Raw genomic sequence first — 15,566 nt, forward strand, 5'->3', positions numbered from 1 at the left:
GCCCCTTCAGGGCCGATCGGGGTCCGGGGCGGAGCCCCGGCGGGGTCGAAGGGGCAGCGCCCCTGGGATGGGACGGGTAGGGGCGGCGGGGGCGAAAAACTACCGGCCGCGCGACCGAGCCGCCCGAGCGATGATCACGACCGCCTTCTCCAACGCGTACTCGGGATCATCCCCACCCCCCTTTACCCCCGCATCCGCATCGGCCACCGCCCGCAACGCGACAGACACCCCATCCGGCGTCCACCCCCGCATCTGCTGCCGAACCCGATCGATCTTCCACGGCGGCATCCCCAACTCCCGCGCCAGATCAGCCGGCCGCCCACCCCGAGCGGACGACAGCTTCCCGATCGCCCGCACCCCTTGGGCCAACGCGCTCGTGATCAACACCGGCGCGACCCCGGTCGACAACGACCACCGCAACGCCTCCAGCGCCTCGGCCGCCCGCCCCTCCACCGCCCGATCGGCGACGGTGAAACTCGACGCCTCGGCACGCCCCGTGTAGTACCGCCCGACGACCGCTTCATCGATCGTCCCCTCGATGTCCGCGACCAACTGAGATACCGCGGCCGCCAACTCCCGCAGATCACTCCCGATGGAATCGACCAACGCCTGGCAGGCCTCCGGCGTCGCCGACCTCCCCGTCGCCCGGAACTCGCTCCGCACGAAGGCCAGCCGATCCGCCGGCTTGGTCATCTTCGGACAGGCCACCTCCCGCGCCCCCGCCTTGCGCGCGGCATCGAGCAGCCCCTTGCCCTTGACCCCGCCCGCATGCAGCAACACCAGGGTGATCTCCTCGGCGGGCGCCCCGAGATACCCCTTCACATCCTTGATCGTGTCGGCGGACAGATCCTGCGCGTTGCGTACGACCACGACTTTGCGCTCCGCGAAGAGCGACGGACTCGTCAACTCGGCGAGCGTGCCGGGCTGCACCTGGTCCGAGGTGAGGTCACGTACGTCCGTGTCGGCGTCGGCGGCCTTGGCGGCGGCCACCACCTCCTGCACGGCACGGTCGAGCAGGAGGTCCTCCTGGCCCACGGCAAGCGTCACCGGGGCGAGAGGGTCGTCTTCAGCAGTCTTCCTGGCCATTGCGACAAGCATGGCACGCAGCACTGACAACGCCGGCCGGCACTATGCCCGCAGCGACAACCCGCAGGCTCACGGCTCCTCGCGCCAGCCGTCCCACTCCCCGGCGAACGCGTCCAGCTCCGCCGGATCCAGCCGCCCTGCCTCGTCCCGCAGCACCACCAGCCACTGCGCGTCCTCGGCATCGTCCTCACCGGCCAGCGCGTCCCGCACCAACCGCGGCTCCTCGGTGACCGCGAACCGCTCCCCCAGCGCCCGCACCGCCTCCTCGGCGGCATCACGATCGGGCAGCACCAGCACATGTCTCACATCGCTCACGGGCCCATTCTGCCCGCCACCACATGTGCGCCCTGCCGCGTCAGTCCTTGCGCTTGAGCCGCTGCGTTTGGACCCTCGCTCGTCAGCCCTTACGCACGATCTGTACGTCCAGCTCGATCCGGATGCTCGGCCCCACCACCGCGATGCCCCGCGCCAGCATCGTCTGCCAACTCACCGTGAAGTCGTCGCGATGCAGCTCGGTCGTGGCCCGGAAGGCCCCGCGCACCTCGCCCTCCATACCGTTGCCCAGGCCGAGATACTCCGTGTCGAGGGTGACCGTGCGCGTCACCCCGTGCAGCGTCAGCGCCCCGGTGACGGCCCACCGGTTGCCGCCCTTGTGCGCACACCGCTCGCTGTAGAACTCCAGCGTCGGGAACCGGGCCACGTCCAGGAAGTCCGCCGACCGCAGATGGTCGTCGCGCATCCGCACATTGGTGTCGATGGACGACGCGTCGATCACCACATGCATCGCCGACTGCCCCACCGGCTCGGCGATCCGTATCGCCCCGGCGAAGGTGTTGAACCGCCCGTGGACGCGCGCGAGTCCGATGTGCCGCGCGGTGAAGGCGATCGAGGAGTGCGCCGGCTCGATGTCCCAGTCGCCGACCGCCGGCAGCTCCAGCGGCTGCGCCACCTGAAGGGTCACATCGCCGAACGAGGCGAGCGTGCTCTCCGTGACGGTCGCGCTCGCCCGGTACGGCGTGTACCCCTCGGCCGACACCGCGACCCGGTACTCCCCCGCCGGCACCGTCGTCACGAACGCCCCGAAGGGATCCGTCTCCCCGCACACCACCTTGCGCCCGTGCGCGTCACTCACCGCGAACTCCGCATGCGGCACCGGCTCGTTGACCGGATCGAGCACCCGACAGCTCAGCGCCCCGGCACTCGGCGGAGTCTGCACCGCCGCCAGAGGACTCGACCGCTGCACCCGGTTCATACGGTTTCCACGCCCACGGCCGAACATCAACGCCACCTCTGCACGCCTCGACATCACTGTTGCCGAAGATACATTCGATCACTGTTGAGGCATTCGAGGCAACTCACGACCACATCGCGGGAATCAACCATACTGGTCGGTTTTCCGCACAGTTGGCACCCGGTCGAGCTCGATCCCGAACCGCTCCCGGTAGACCGCCAACACCTCCTCGTCCGTCCCCAACTCCCGCTCCTCACGCGCCCCGTCCCCACCCGTCACCTTGAGGGTGCGCCCACTGAGCGTGATCCGCCCACCGTCCTCCGTGACCCGCGAGCACACGAGCGACCGCGTGAAGTGCGAGGCCGGCGAGGTGCTGTGCCACCAGGCCCCGGCGACGAAGTCACGGAGCACACGCGGCCGGACCTCCATGCGGTACTGGGCCTCACCGTCCCGGACGACGTCCAGGTCACGCATCTCCGGGGGGGGCCTCCCCCCTCCCCCACCCCCACCCCCTCCGCCCCCTCCTCCGTCCCCGTCCCCTCCGCCTCCGCCGCCGCGATCCGGAACACGCCCCCGGGATCCGCTTGCTCCCCCCGCTCCCCGAACGCCAGCGGATAGTGGCTGTGCGCCCCGAACCCGACGTCGGCCAGCCACTCGCTCCCGTCCACCGTCCGCACCCGCAGCGCGAGATGGTCGTACGGGATCCCGAGCCGCCCCTCGCCCCCGTGCACCCGCGCCGCCAGCAGCGTGACCTCGAAGCCGAGCGCGGTGAGCAACGCCCCGAACGCGCCGTTCAGTTCGTAGCAGAACCCACCCCGCCGCGCCCCCACGACCTTGTCCACCAACGGCGCCTCCTCCAGCACGATCTCCTCGCCGAGATGAATCGAGAGGTTCTCGAACGGCACGACCCGCAGATGCCGCAGATGCAGATCGCGCAGGAGGTCGATGGTGGGCACGAGGTCGGGTTCGACGGCCTGCCCGCCGGCGGGGCCGGCAGCGGACCCGACGGTGGGGTCGACAGCGAGGTCGCCCCCGGGCCCACCGGCGGAACCATCGGCACCGCCGCCGCCCGCCCGGCGCTCGATTCCCAGTCGGCGGAGGTAGGCATCGATCTGCACAGAATCCATGCCCTCAGTCTCTCGCCACCCGCACCTCCTCGCCCGTCCCCGTGACCGCCAACGCCCCGTCCCGGTCGGTCCGCAGCACCACCGCGCCGAGGGTGTCCAAGGCCGCGACCGTGCTGGGGGCCGGATGGCCGTACGTGTTGTCCGCCCCGACGGAGATCAGCGCGAGCCGCGGCGCCACCGCGCGTATCAACTCAGGGTCCTGGAACGCCGATCCATGATGGGCGACCTTCAAAATGTCCGCGCCGACCACCGCCGCCCCCTCCGGCGATCTCAACAGCGCCTGCTGCGCCGGGGGTTCGAGATCGCCGAGGAGCAGGATGCGCAGTCCGCCCGACCGGACGAGCAGGGTGACGCTGGCGTCGTTCGGCCCGTCCGGGGCCGGTGCTCCGGGCGGTGGCGGCCACAGCACCCGCCAGGACAACGGCCCGGTGCGCCGCTCCTCCCCGGCGACGGCCCGGGTGACCGGGATACGCCGAGCCGCCGCCTCCTTCCGTACGAACTCGACCTGGTCCGCCGGTTCCTCGAACCCCGTCGTCTCGATCGCCCCGACCGCACGCCCGCGCAGCACTCCGGGCAGTCCGGCCACGTGATCGGCGTGGAAGTGGGTCAGCACGACCAGCGGGATCCTGGTGATGCCGAGCGTGCGCAGACACCGGTCGACGAGCGTCGGGTCGGGTCCCGCGTCCACGACCACCCCGGTGCCCTCGCCCGCCGCGAGCACCGTGGCGTCGCCCTGGCCGACGTCGCACATCGCGAACCGCCAGCCCGGCGGCGGCCACCCCGTCACCACCCTGGTCAACGGCGGCGGCTGCACCACGACCAGGACGAGCAGCACCCCGCACGCCCCGCACCACCACGGATGCCGCAGCAGCCGGCGGCCCGCGAACAGGACGACCACCGTGACGAGTCCGAGCAGCGCCGCCCCGCCCCAACTCCCCGGCCAGTCCACTCCCCCGCCGGGCAGCGCGGCCCCGGTGCGGGCGACCCCCGCGATCCACCCGGCGGGCCAACTCGCCCACCAGGCAAGCACCTTGGCCACCGGCAGCGCCCACGGAGCCGTCGCCAGCGCCGCGAACCCCAACACCGTCGCTGGGGCCACCGCCACCTCCACGAGCAGGTTGCACGGCACGGCCACCAGGCTCACCCGCGCCGACAGCACGGCGACGACCGGCGCACACAGCGCCTGCGCCGCGGCCGCCGCAGCCAGCCCCTCGGCCAACCTCGCGGGCACCCCGCGCCGCCGCAACGCCTCGCTCCAGCGCGGCGCGAGCGTGAGCAGGGCGCCGGTGGCCAGCACGGAGAGCAGGAAGCCGTAACTCCGGGCCAGCCAGGGGTCGTACAGCACCAGCAGCAGTACGGCCGTCGCGAGCGCCGGGATCAGTGATCTGCGGCGCCCGGTCGCCAGCGCGAGCAGCGCGACCGACCCGCAGGCCGCGGCCCGCAGCACGCTCGGGTCGGGCCGGCACACGACGACGAACGCGAGCGTCAGGGCTCCGCCGAACAGCGCCGTCGTCCGCAGCGAGATGCCGAGCCGCGGGGCGAGCCCTCGGCGTTCCGCCCGCTGGGCCAGCCCCGGCGGGCCGATGAGCAGCGCGAGGATGATCGTGAGGTTGCTCCCGGACACGGCGAGCGTGTGCGCCAGGTCCGTCTCCTTGAAGGCCTCGTCCAGCTCGGGCGTGATGCGCGCGGTGTCCCCGACGACCAGCCCCGGCAGCAGCGCCCGGGCGTCCGCCGGCAACCCGTCGGTCGCCTCCCGCAACCCACCCCGCAACCGCCCCGCGAACCGCTGCGCCCCCGACGGCCCCTCCACCACCTGAGGCACCGCCTGCCCACGCACCCGCACCACCCCCGCGATCCGATCGCCACCGACCAACGCCGGCGCCAACCGCCCGACGACCCACAACCGCGTGGACGGCAGCACGGCCAGCCACGGCGACTGCGCCGGGCCTCTCGCGGAGGGCGCCCCACCGGAGCCGCCGGTGGAAGATGCCCTGCCCACGCCGGCACCGACATCGACGATCACCAACACCGGCGCCCGCGTCCTCACCTCCGCCCCGCCCGTCTCCCGAACCCGCCGCACCTCCCCCTCGATCAGCACGGACTCCGGTGCCGCGTGATCCCCGTTGATCCGAGGCCGGGTGAGCCGTGGATCGCCGGTGACCTCGACCTCTGCACCGACGGTGGCGTACCGCTCAGCCAGCCCGGGCACCGGCCCCCGTCGCACATCGGCCCCGTGCAACCCGGCGGAGAGAGCGGCCGCGGCAACGCAGAGGAGGACGGCGGCGACCGAGACACGCGCCCATGCCACACCCGTGACAGTCCCGCCCTCGACCGCTCTGCGCCGCCGCAGGAGAAGCAGTACTCCCGCCCCGACAAGACACCCGACCGTGACCCCCGTGACCCACCCCTGCGACGCGTCCAACATCAACGCGGCCGTCGCCCAGGTCGCCAACGCGGGCGGCACGAGCCGCAGATCCGTCGGCCCCTCCTGCCGGGGATGGGCATCGCCGAGCCGCTTCCCGGAGGCAGCGTGAACGGCCGCCCGCTCGTCCGACCTCTCGTCGGAACCGGCCGCCCTCATGGCCGTACGAGATTCCGGAGATCGGCGAAGCGGCGGTCGCCGATGCCATTCACCTCACGCAGCTCATCCACCGACCGGAAGCCGCCGTGCTGGGTGCGGTAGTCGATGATGTGCTGGGCCAGTACCGGCCCGACGCCCGGCAGTGTGTCGAGCTGGTCCACGGTGGCCGTGTTCAGAGCGACCGGCGCCGCGGGAGCCGCCGCCCCCGCAGCCGAGCCGACCGACCCTGCCGCCGCTCCCGGCACCGCCCCCGGAGCAGCCGCGCCGGCCGGACCCCCGACGACGACCTGCTCCCCGTCCACCAGGAACCGCGCCCGATTGAGCCCGTCCGTACTCGTACCGGGCCGCACCCCACCCGCCGCCCGCAGCGCATCGGCGACCCGCGAGCCGGCTGGCAGCCGATGGATCCCGGGCTCCCGAACCTTGCCGCTGACGTCCACCACGATCTCGGCCCCCGCCGCACCCGCCGCACCGACCGCCCCCGGCGCGCCCACCACACCGGATGCACCGGACGCACCGGACGCACCAGCCGAGCCCGCCGCCCCCGTCGGCGCCGACTCCCCGTCCCCTTTCCCCACCCCGAACGGCGCCCCCGCCCGCACCACCTCGGGCGCCCGCACGGACTCCGTCCGGCCCGTCCAGAAGTGCTGCACCGCGAACACGGCGGCCACCACGAGCAGCGCCCCGAGCGCGACGACACTCCGCCGCTCCAACCCGCATCGCGCCTGCACCCACAGCGGCATCCGCTCCCGCACCGACGCCCCGAGCCGCCCACGCCAGGCTTCTGCCGAACGGCCGGCGTCGGCGAGCGACTCGCCCTCGGCCCGCTCATCCACCTCAGGCGGCCCGACCTCCGGCTCCCGCCACTCCTCCACACCCGCGCGCCCAGGAAACAACACCTCGGCCCGACGCCGGAGTTCCTGAGCCGACGCATGCCGCTGGCGGGCCCCACCCCTGCGCCCGCCCCTACCCCGGGACGGTTGGCGACGGTGGCGGCTCCTGCCGTCGGAGGCCGGACCGCGCCCCGGGCCACTGGTCGCCGTCGCTGTGCGTGATCGTGATCGAAGTGCCATGCGACGAGGATCGGGTACCCGCCGTCACCGCGATGATCTTGCTCAATTCCCGGGGACAACCGCCAAGTTGTGGATAACTCCGCCACCCACACGGGTGAGCCTCAGCACCACCGACGCCCCGTCACCAGTGCCCTGCCACCGCCTCACCTCACCTCACCTCACCGAGGCGAAACCACAGCCCCCAACAACCCAGGCCCGGTATGCGCCCCGATCACCGCCCCCACCTCACTCACATGCAGATCCGCCAGCCCCGGCACCCGCGCCCGCAACCGGTCCGCCAAGGCCGCCGCCCGGTCCGGTGCGGCGAGGTGGTGGACCGCGATGTCGACCTGCGCGTTTCCGGCCCGGTCGGCCACGATCTCCTCCAGGCGGGCGATCGCCCTGGACGCCGTGCGGACCTTCTCCAGGGGTTCGATCCGGCCGTTCTCCAGCTTCAGCAGCGGCTTCACGGCCAGTGCCGAGCCCAGCAGGGCCTGCGCGGCGCCGATCCGGCCGCCGCGGCGCAGATAGTCGAGGGTGTCGACGTAGAAGTAGGCGGACGTGCCGGCGGCGCGCTTCTCGGCCGCCGTGACCGCCTCGTCCACCGTGCCGCCCGCCTCCGCGGTCTCCGCGGCGGCGAGTGCGCAGAAGCCGAGGGCCATCGCGACCATCCCGGTGTCCACCACGCGCACCGGCACCGGTGCCTCGCGCGCCGCGAGGACGGCCGCGTCGTAGGTGCCGGACAGTTCGGCGGAGAGATGGAGGGAGACGATGCCGGTGGCGCCCGCTTCCGCTACCTTGCGGTAGGTCTCGGCAAAGAGCTGGGGGCTGGGGCGCGAGGTGGTGACGGGGCGCCGCTTCTGGAGCGCCTGGGCCAGCGAACGGGTCGAGATCTCGGTGCCCTCGTCCAGCGCCTGATTGCCGAGGACCACGGTCAGCGGCACCGCTGTGATGTCATGGCGCTCCATCGTCCGCGGCGGCAGGTAGGCCGTTGAATCGGTGACGATCGCGACATGGCGGGACATGAGCTGGAGGTTACCTGCCGTAGCGCCTGGGCGGCAGCCCGGGCCCGCTCACCTGGGCAGCCTTTGACCGGATCAAGTCGTGCACCCGGAACGAGCCGAGCATCCGGAACCACTCATACTCCTGGAACGACTCACGCGGCGGGAACAACCCCTGCTCCCGGATCAAGTCGTGCTCTCCGGGCGGGGCTTCTTCTGCCACGGGTAGGTGGGGCGTCGGCCGGGCGGGGTGATCGCGGTCCGGGTCGGTTCCTCGGCGGAGCGCGAGCCGGGTGTCTCCGGCCAGGTCTGCTGCGAGGCCGCCGCGTCGGCGGCCGGGGCCTCGGGCCACGGCGTCGGGGTGCTGTGCGGCTCCGCCTTCGTCCAGTGCCGCAGGGCGCCGGCCTCCATGTCTATCTGTGAGCTCAGCGAGTCCAGGTCGTCCTCGGCGAACCGGTGGGCGCGGTCGCGGACCGCCCAGCGCAGGGAGTCGGCCGACTCCGTGATGCGTGCGGTGCGGGTCCGCAGGTCGGGCAGCCGCTGGGCGAGGGTGGCCCGGTCGGGGTCGGACTCCAGGCGCTTGAGCTCGCCGTCCAACTCGTGGCCGTGCGCGCTGAGCCGCTGGAAGAGGGCGAGGGACTCCTTCAGGGACTCGTCCGCGCCGACACCCGCGCGCAGGGCGTCCTGGGTGGCGCGCATGGACGTACGCAACTTCAGGCGCAGTTGGGCGACCTCGCCCGCCGGGCCCTGCTGGACGAACGTCTTGGCGCGCAGGGTGTGGTCCTCGACCGTGCGCCGGGCCTCGCCGATGGTGCGGTCCACCCCGCGCTTGGCGGCGCCGATCACCTTCACCGTCGCGTAGGCGCCGAGTACCAGGAAGAGGACGAAGAGCAGGGCGAGCACTGCGATCACGGCTTCCACCACTCCTCCTCCGGCGTCGCGACGGTCGTCGCGCCGCTCTTCCACGGTAAACGCAAAGGGCAGGCCCGGAGTTCCAGAAAAACCCCGAACCTGCCCGTAGGGGACTACCCGGAGCCGTACCCACGACTCCGGTGCCCATGCCTACCGCTGCCTGCCGCCTCCAGCGCCGAGCGCCTTCGCCGAGTTCCACCGCGGAGCGCTGCGCGGCGCCACCGCCGAGCGCCATCGCAAAGCGCTACGCCGGGACGATGTTCACCAGCTTCGGCGCCCGCACGATCACCTTGCGGATGCCCGCGCCCTCCAGCGCCGCCACGACCTTCTCGTCGGCCAGCGCGACCTTCTCCAGCTCCTCGTCGGAGATGGCCGGCGAGACCTCCAGGCGGGCCTTGACCTTGCCGCGGATCTGCACGACGCAGGTCACGGTCTCGTCGACGACGTACGCCGGGTCGGCGACCGGGAAGTCCTGGTGGACGACCGAGTCGGTGTGGCCCAGCAGGCGCCACAGCTCCTCGCCGATGTGCGGGGCCAGCGGCGCGATCAGCAGCACCAGCGGCTCGGCGATCGTCCGCGGCAGCGAACCGCGCGTCTTGGTCAGGTGGTTGTTCAGCTCGGTGACCTTGGCGATGGCGGTGTTGAAGCGCATGCCCTCCAGGTCCTGGCGTACGCCGTCGATCGCCTTGTGCAGGGCGCGCAGCGTCTCCTCGTCGGGCTCGGCGCCGGTGACGGTGATCTCGCCGGTCGCCTCGTCGACGATGTTGCGCCACAGCCGCTGCAGCAGCCGGAACTGGCCCACCACCGCGCGCGTGTCCCACGGCCGCGAGACGTCCAGGGGGCCCATCGCCATCTCGTACAGGCGCAGGGTGTCGGCGCCGTACTCGGCGCAGATCTCGTCCGGAGTGACCGCGTTCTTCAGGGACTTGCCCATCTTGCCCAGCAGCCGGGAGACCTGCTCGCCCGCGTAGTAGTAGGCGCCGTCGCGCTCCTCGACCTCGGCGGCCGGTACGGCGATGCCGCGGCTGTCGCGGTAGACGAAGGCCTGGATCATGCCCTGGTTGTACAGCTTGTGGAACGGCTCGGCCGAGGAGACGTGCCCCAGGTCGAACAGCACCTTGGACCAGAAGCGGGCGTACAGCAGGTGCAGTACGGCGTGTTCGGCGCCGCCGACGTACAGGTCGACGCCGCCGTGCGGCTGGCCCTCGCGCGGGCCCATCCAGTAGCGCTCGATCTCGGGGTCGACCAGCTGCTCGCTGTTGTGCGGGTCCAGGTAGCGCAGTTCGTACCAGCACGAACCGGCCCAGTTGGGCATGGTGTTGGTCTCGCGGCGGTACTTCTGCGGGCCCCGGCCGTCGCCCAGGTCCAGGGTGACGTTGACCCAGTCCGCGTTGCGCGACAGCGGTGTCTCGGGCTGGGTGTCGGCGTCGTCCGGGTCGAAGGTGCGCGGCGAGTAGTCCTCGACCTCGGGCAGCTCCAGCGGCAGCATCGACTCGGGCAGGGCGCGGGCGGTGCCGTCCTCGTCGTAGACGATCGGGAAGGGCTCGCCCCAGTAGCGCTGGCGGCTGAACAGCCAGTCGCGCAGGCGGAAGTTGACGGTGCCCTCGCCGATGCCCTTGCGGGCCAGCCACTCGGTGATGCGGGCCTTGGCCTCGGCGACGGGCAGGCCGTCCAGGGAGATGTCGTCGTTCGAGGAGTTGATGATCTTCGCCTCGTACGAGCCGAAGGCGTTCTCCCACGTCGACGTGTCCGTGCCGCGGCCGTCGGTCGGCTCCACGATGCAGGTGATCGGCAGCTCGAAGGCGCGCGCGAAGTCGAAGTCGCGCTGGTCGCCCGCGGGGACGGCCATGATCGCGCCGGTGCCGTAGCCCATCAGCACGTAGTCGGCGATGAAGACGGGGATCCGCTCGCCGTTGACCGGGTTGGTGGCGAACGCGCCGGTGAAGACACCGGTCTTGTCCTTGGCCTCGGCCTGCCGCTCGACGTCGGACTTGGTGCCGGCCTGCGCGCGGTACGCGGCGACGGCCTCCACCGGGGTGGCGTGGCCGCCGGTCCACACGTCGTGCGTGGACTCGGGCCAGACGTCCGGGGTGAACTTGTCGACCAGCGGGTGCTCGGGCGCCAGCACCATGTAGGTCGCGCCGAACAGGGTGTCGGGGCGCGTGGTGAAGACGGTGATGTCCTCCCCGTCGACGGGGAAGTCGACGCGGGCGCCCTCGGAGCGGCCGATCCAGTTGCGCTGCTGCAGCTTGATGGCCTCGGGCCAGTCCAGCTCGGTCAGGTCGTCCAGCAGCCGGTCGGCGTACGCGGTGATCCGCATGTTCCACTGGCGCAGCTTGGCCTTGAAGACCGGGAAGTTGCCGCGCTCGGAGCGGCCGTCGGCGGTGACCTCCTCGTTGGCCAGCACGGTGCCCAGTCCCGGACACCAGTTGACCGGCGCGTCCGAGGCGTACGCCAGGCGGTACTCGCCCAGGATGTCGGCGCGCTCGACGGCGCTCAGTTCCTGCCACGCGCGCGTGCTGCCGTCGGCGCCGGGCAGGGCGCGCTCACCGGTCTCGAACTGGGCGATCAGCTCGGCGATCGGCCGGGCCCGGTCCGCCTCGGTGTCGTACCAGGAGTTGAAGATCTGCAGGAAGATCCACTGGGTCCACTTGTAGTACTCGGGGTCGATCGTGGCGAACGACCGGCGCCGGTCGTGGCCCAGGCCCAGCCGGCGCAGCTGGGACTTCATGTTCCGGATGTTGGACTCGGTGGACACGCGCGGGTGCGTGCCGGTCTGCACCGCGTACTGCTCGGCGGGCAGGCCGAAGGCGTCGAAGCCCAGGGTGTGCAGGACGTTGTGCCCGGTCATGCGTTGGAAGCGGGCGAAGACGTCGGTCGCGATGTAGCCCAGCGGGTGGCCGACGTGCAGGCCCGCACCGGAGGGGTACGGGAACATGTCCATGATGAACTTCTTGGGCCGCGCGACGATCGCCGGGTCGCCGGCCAGGTCACCCTTGGGGTTCGGCGCCGCGTAGGTGCCCTCGGCGTCCCAGAAGTCCTGCCAGCGTGCTTCGATGTCAGCGGCCATGGCGGCCGTGTAGCGGTGCGGCGCTGCCGCCTCGGCGGCGGCAGCGGGGTTCGTCTCGCTCATGATCCTCAAAGCTCCATCGATCGTCTCTGCCAGCGGCTGTATCGTCCGAGAAACGAAAAATCCCCTCGCACAGGAGGGGATGCCGCGCCGATGCCGACCTGCCGGCTGTGGCGGTCGGGATTGATCAGCGCGGCTCGATAAGCAGAAGGCGTACGGCACGCATGCGGTCAGAGTACCGCAGCGCTTGAGCAAGCCGCGACGCGCTTCCGTATGGCTGGTAGACACGACCGCCGCACGGTTGAAACTGAACTATGGCCAACGGTTACTTCGCGTAACAGATGCTAAGGGACATCACAACAGGCGCGTGGCCTTTTATAACAACGCAATAACTCAAACCTCGTACCGATCGGTATGGCTCCACTTAGAGTGCGGCAGCGGGACCGCTTTCCCGAACTGCTCGGAGTTGCCCCCATGAACCCTCGTCGTAGTAACAGCTCGCTCCCCAAGCCAGGCCGGTCGGCCTATGGGGTGGCGTCGGCTGTCGTCCTGCTCCTCATACCCGTGATCGTGCTGGTGGGAGGGAACCGCTTCCGCGACTTCCTGAACTTCGGCGCGGGCGTGCTGTGCCTCGTCTCGCTCAGCTGTTCGGTGATCTGGGGCCTGGTGGCCCAGGACCGGATCCTGCTGAACACGCGCCAGCGCATCATCGGGCAGGCGGTGCACCGGACGACCGCGGTCGCCTCGATCGCGTTCCTGCTGCTGCACATCACCACCAAGATCGCGCTGGACCACACCCAGTTGGTCGCCGCCCTCGTCCCGTTCTCGCTCGGCGTCTCCGGAAGCGCCGGACTGATCGGCATGGGCTCACTGGCCGGCCTGCTGATGATCTTCGTGGCCATCACCGGCGCCCTGCGCAGCAACTTCGCGGCCCCGGCCCCCGTCGCGGCCCGCTGGCGCGCCATGCACATGCTGGCGTACCCGGCCTGGGGCCTCTCGCTGGTCCACGGCCTCTACGCGGGTCGTGCGGCGAAGTCCCAGTTCACGATCATGTACAGCCTCTGTCTGATCGCCGTCATCGCGGCCCTGGCGCTGCGCGCGGCGCCGCGTCCGGTCAAGCGCAAGGTCACCGACCGGATCATGGCGATCCTCGGCACCGAGGAGCGGATGGGCCGTGACGACCTGGAGGCGAGCCGGGCCCGGATGGCGGAGACCGGCGGCTCCCGCTCCGGCGCACTGCCGGGCTACGAGAACACGAGGGCGCCGCAGTCGTCGCCCGCCGACCCGATGAACCGCCCCTCCCCCTCGTACTACGACGCCCCGACGCGGACGATGAGCCCGGAGACCACCGGCGGTTTCGCGGCCGCCTACCGGTCCACCACGCCCCCGCAGACCGGCCAGCAGCCCTTCGACCAGACCGCCCGCATGAACCTGCCCATGGACGTGCAGGACACGGGGTCGTTCCAGCGCGTCGACAACGGCGCCAACGCCTCGGGCAGTTGGCCCGTCCCGTCCCCGCCGCCGCTCGGGGAGGCGCCCCCGTCGGCGTACGACCCGCTCCAGGACACGGGATACAACATCCCGACCTATGGCAATTCGGGCACCGCGGGGTACGGCGGAAGTGATGCGTACAACACCGGTGAGTCAACCGGTGCCTATGGCACGTATAACCCGGACGACACGTACAACAGCGGTCCCGCCAATGAACCATCACCCGGATCGTCCTTCGACAATCCGGGTTCGGGCGAACCTTGGAACACGCCTTCCGGAGGCTATAGGTGAACGAGGCCCTGCCCGACGTACCCGAAGTCCGCGTGGTCGGGCTTCCCCAGCTCACGTCAGGCTTCGACCTTGTCGAACGACTCGACCTGCCCATGCACCTCAAGGTGCACGGGCCGCTCGAACCCCTGGGCGGCGAACAGCTCGCGAAGCTGTCCGAAGCCATCAACCTGAAGGGCCGCGGCGGCGCGGGCTTCCCCTTCCACAAGAAGCTGCGCTCGGTCGCCGAAGCGGCGATCAAGCGCGGCGTACGGCCGGTCGTCGTCGTCAACGGCAGTGAGGACGAACCGGCCTGCCGCAAGGACACGGTGCTCATCAACCGTGCCCCGCATCTCATCCTGGACGGCGCCCTGTTGGTCGCCGAGGCCCTGGGTGCCCGCACGCTCGTGGTGGGGGTCACCCGGGAGTCGACGCAGCGCTCGATGGAGGCCGCGCTCGCCGAACGCGGCCTGAGCAACAGCCGTCGCTCCGCGCTCAAGGCGTTCGTCCAGCGCAACCCGGTCCGCATGGTCACCGGAGCAGCGGCGTCGCTGATCCGCTCGATCGACGGCGGCCCGGCGATCCCGCCCGGCCGCAAGGTGAGCGCCTCGCAGAACGGCGTCGGCGGCGCCCCCACCCTGCTCTCCAACGCCGAGACCTTCGCCCAACTCGCCATCGCCGCCCGCATCGGCCCCGAGCGCTACGGCAACACCGGTCTGTACGACGAGCCGGGCACCGTCATGCTGACGGTCTCCGGCGCGGTCGCGCGCCCCATGGTGATCGAGGTCCCCACGGGCGTACCGCTGCGCTACGTCCTGCAGCTGGCCGGCGCCCCGCCGGTCCCGCAGGGTGTGCTGACCGGCGGGTACCACGGCAAGTGGATCGACGCGGCGACGGTCAACGAGGCGATCGTCTCCCGCAATTCACTCGACGCGGTGGGCGGTGCGCTCGGTGCCGGCGCGATCCTGCCGATCACTCAGGAGACCTGTCCGCTGGGCGAGTCGCTGCGCGTGGCCCAGTGGCTGGCGGAGGAGAGCGCGGGACAGTGCGGTCCCTGCTACCTCGGCCTGCCCGCCGCCGCGCGCGGCATGGAGGACATCATCAACGGCGGCGGCCCGGCCGCCCTGGAAGCGCTCAAGCAGGTCGCCAAGAACGTGAAGAGGCGCGGCGCCTGCTCCCACCCCGACGGCTCCGCGATGTTCCTGGAGTCGACCATCAAGGCGTTCACCGACGACCTCGCGGCGCACGTCCTCGGCAACGGCTGCGGACGGCCCGTGGAGGGCGTTCTGCCGCTCTTCGAGGGCGGCAGGGCCCCTGCGGGCATCACCAGCGGCGAGGGCGCCGGAGAGGACAGCGGCGGCAGCCGGCAGAAGATCTTCGTCGACTGGACGCTGTGCCGGGGCCACGGCCTGTGCGCGGACATCCTCCCCGAGGTGTTCCAGCTCGGCGCCGACGGCTTCCCCACCGTCGCCCAGGCCAAGGTCCCGCAGTACGCGGAGGCCAAGGCGCTGCGCGCGGTGCGCCGTTGCCCGGCGCTCGCCCTGCGCATCGAGGAGGACACGCGTCCGCAGGCACCCGCCCGCAACCTCCCGGTCCTCTCCCAGGGCCGTGGCCGGCGGGCGCTCGGCCGCTGACACGCAGGAACGCAAGAAGGCGGGCCATCCGATCGGATGGCCCGCCTTCTTCATGCAAGTCCTGTGGAGCTAAGGAGAATTGAACTCCTGACCTCCTGCATGCCATGCAGGCGC

The 15,566-nt window shown here is 71.6% G+C and carries 11 protein-coding genes and 1 pseudogene; 3 read left to right on the forward strand and 9 right to left on the reverse strand.

The features are described 5' to 3' along the window. Nucleotides 1-99: 99 nt before the first annotated feature. From holA to ACWDR3_RS43595, 5 genes and pseudogenes are all read right to left on the reverse strand, one after another. Nucleotides 100-1,086: a DNA polymerase III subunit delta gene (gene holA, locus ACWDR3_RS43575; RefSeq protein WP_450358247.1), complete on the reverse strand. Its 987-nt coding sequence runs from the start codon at nucleotides 1,084-1,086 to the stop codon at nucleotides 100-102. A 69-nt stretch (nucleotides 1,087-1,155) separates the two neighbouring features. Beyond that, nucleotides 1,156-1,401, reverse strand: coding sequence for a hypothetical protein (locus ACWDR3_RS43580; protein ID WP_123999908.1), 246 nt, complete (start codon nucleotides 1,399-1,401; stop codon nucleotides 1,156-1,158). Nucleotides 1,402-1,483: 82 nt separating this feature from the next. Further along, nucleotides 1,484-2,365 (reverse strand): YceI family protein, encoded by an 882-nt coding sequence (locus tag ACWDR3_RS43585; RefSeq protein WP_450358256.1) that lies wholly within the window; start codon nucleotides 2,363-2,365, stop codon nucleotides 1,484-1,486. A 96-nt stretch (nucleotides 2,366-2,461) separates the two neighbouring features. Then, nucleotides 2,462-3,273: pseudogene (locus ACWDR3_RS43590) on the reverse strand (arylamine N-acetyltransferase family protein). A 175-nt stretch (nucleotides 3,274-3,448) separates the two neighbouring features. Next, nucleotides 3,449-5,752: a ComEC/Rec2 family competence protein gene (locus ACWDR3_RS43595; RefSeq protein WP_450358249.1), complete on the reverse strand. Its 2,304-nt coding sequence runs from the start codon at nucleotides 5,750-5,752 to the stop codon at nucleotides 3,449-3,451. An 88-nt stretch (nucleotides 5,753-5,840) separates the two neighbouring features. Here ACWDR3_RS43595 and ACWDR3_RS43600 point away from each other — a divergent pair, with 88 nt between their 5' ends. Then, entirely contained in the window at nucleotides 5,841-5,978 is a 138-nt protein-coding gene (locus ACWDR3_RS43600; RefSeq protein ID WP_450358250.1) for a hypothetical protein, read from the forward strand. 43 nt (nucleotides 5,979-6,021) lie between these two features. Here ACWDR3_RS43600 and ACWDR3_RS43605 read toward each other — a convergent pair whose 3' ends face one another. From ACWDR3_RS43605 to leuS, 4 genes are all read right to left on the reverse strand, one after another. Further along, the gene (locus ACWDR3_RS43605) at nucleotides 6,022-7,098 is read right to left on the reverse strand and encodes a helix-hairpin-helix domain-containing protein (RefSeq protein WP_450358251.1); all 1,077 of its coding nucleotides are present in this window, start codon (nucleotides 7,096-7,098) and stop codon (nucleotides 6,022-6,024) included. A gap of 158 nt (nucleotides 7,099-7,256) precedes the next feature. Further along, nucleotides 7,257-8,102 carry a DegV family protein gene (locus ACWDR3_RS43610; RefSeq protein WP_450358252.1) on the reverse strand — a complete coding sequence of 282 codons (846 nt, stop codon included), beginning with the start codon at nucleotides 8,100-8,102 and terminating at the stop codon, nucleotides 7,257-7,259. Between the two features lie 162 nt (nucleotides 8,103-8,264). Further along, nucleotides 8,265-8,999, reverse strand: a complete 735-nt coding sequence (locus tag ACWDR3_RS43615) for a hypothetical protein (RefSeq protein ID WP_450358253.1) — start codon at nucleotides 8,997-8,999, stop codon at nucleotides 8,265-8,267. Nucleotides 9,000-9,234: 235 nt separating this feature from the next. Continuing rightward, nucleotides 9,235-12,123 (reverse strand): leucine--tRNA ligase, encoded by a 2,889-nt coding sequence (gene leuS / locus ACWDR3_RS43620; protein ID WP_450358254.1) that lies wholly within the window; start codon nucleotides 12,121-12,123, stop codon nucleotides 9,235-9,237. Nucleotides 12,124-12,534: 411 nt separating this feature from the next. Between leuS and ACWDR3_RS43625 the strand changes: the two genes are divergently transcribed. Then, nucleotides 12,535-13,842, forward strand: a complete 1,308-nt coding sequence (locus tag ACWDR3_RS43625) for a cytochrome b/b6 domain-containing protein (RefSeq protein ID WP_450358255.1) — start codon at nucleotides 12,535-12,537, stop codon at nucleotides 13,840-13,842. Beyond that, a complete protein-coding gene (locus ACWDR3_RS43630) occupies nucleotides 13,839-15,452 on the forward strand; it encodes an NADH-quinone oxidoreductase subunit NuoF family protein (protein ID WP_123999915.1) in 1,614 nt (537 codons plus the stop codon). The genes ACWDR3_RS43625 and ACWDR3_RS43630 overlap by 4 nt, the downstream gene beginning before the upstream one ends. Nucleotides 15,453-15,566 lie beyond the last annotated feature (114 nt).

It is taken from the genome of Streptomyces sp. NPDC001002 (assembly GCF_053599215.1).

What these genes read in the sequence shown, in the direction of transcription:
- ACWDR3_RS43625 (WP_450358255.1), top strand. Translation starts at nt 12,535, where the DNA reads ATGAACCCTCGTCGTAGTAACAGCTCGCTCCCCAAGCCAGGCCGGTCG.
- ACWDR3_RS43585 (WP_450358256.1), bottom strand. Translation starts at nt 2,365, where the DNA reads ATGTTCGGCCGTGGGCGTGGAAACCGTATGAACCGGGTGCAGCGGTCG.
- ACWDR3_RS43610 (WP_450358252.1), bottom strand. Translation starts at nt 8,102, where the DNA reads ATGTCCCGCCATGTCGCGATCGTCACCGATTCAACGGCCTACCTGCCG.
- holA (WP_450358247.1), bottom strand. Translation starts at nt 1,086, where the DNA reads ATGGCCAGGAAGACTGCTGAAGACGACCCTCTCGCCCCGGTGACGCTT.
- leuS (WP_450358254.1), bottom strand. Translation starts at nt 12,123, where the DNA reads ATGAGCGAGACGAACCCCGCTGCCGCCGCCGAGGCGGCAGCGCCGCAC.
- ACWDR3_RS43605 (WP_450358251.1), bottom strand. Translation starts at nt 7,098, where the DNA reads ATGGCACTTCGATCACGATCACGCACAGCGACGGCGACCAGTGGCCCG.